Raw genomic sequence first — 675 nt, forward strand, 5'->3', positions numbered from 1 at the left:
CTTAAAGAGCAAGCCCCCAAAAATTAGTTATAAACTATAGAATAAATAAGACTTGATTCTACATTACCCGCAGTCACCACACCGGTGGCTACATATTCTGCCCAATAATCAAATCGAGCACTGTTACCTGCAATAGTTTGTTCTTGATGTTTATCATTTGCTACCGATAAATTTAAAGGAGTAGTATCTTTATTTAGAATACTAATTTGCACATTAGCAGCAGCGTCTACAGCAGAATTTTTCAAATTGCCAGTGCTATCGTCAATCGTGCCTCTGGCCCTTTCAAAATTCACATTTGCTTTTGCGCCATCAGTACATTCTGCTCCTGTTAGTGCGATATAAAATTTAGTTGCTTGCGCACGTTGACCAATACTTGATAATGCAGAAGTACTGACAGTTTTAAGAGGAACGGTAAAATCATTACTCCCAGCACTCCCTGCTTCTGTTCCACCAGTTATTTCACAAGTAACAGCCGAGACTGCTCCCGTAAAAGTAATGGTGCCATCTTCAGCCGCAGCTTGAGGTGAAGTAGAGAGTACTGAAAATGCGAAACACACAATGGTGGCAATTTTTGTTCTTAAATTACCATCCTTAATAATATCTTTATTCCTTTTGCACATAACTAAACTTCCACTCTTCGTTTTTTAAGAGGTGGGATTATTACTTCATGTCTGC

1 protein-coding gene is annotated in these 675 nt (G+C 38.7%); it reads right to left on the reverse strand.

All coding sequences use genetic code 11. The features are described from left to right. Nucleotides 1-23: 23 nt before the first annotated feature. Nucleotides 24-620, reverse strand: coding sequence for a fimbrial protein (locus V1952_RS22345; RefSeq protein ID WP_420075611.1), 597 nt, complete (start codon nt 618-620; stop codon nt 24-26). Nucleotides 621-675 lie beyond the last annotated feature (55 nt).

This window comes from Yersinia sp. 2542 StPb PI, assembly GCF_048593855.1.
In the GTDB taxonomy this organism is placed as follows: domain Bacteria; phylum Pseudomonadota; class Gammaproteobacteria; order Enterobacterales; family Enterobacteriaceae; genus Yersinia; species Yersinia enterocolitica_E.

Excerpts from the sequence above, each read along its gene's own strand:
- V1952_RS22345 (WP_420075611.1), bottom strand. The coding sequence starts at position 620 with ATGTGCAAAAGGAATAAAGATATTATTAAGGATGGTAATTTAAGAACA.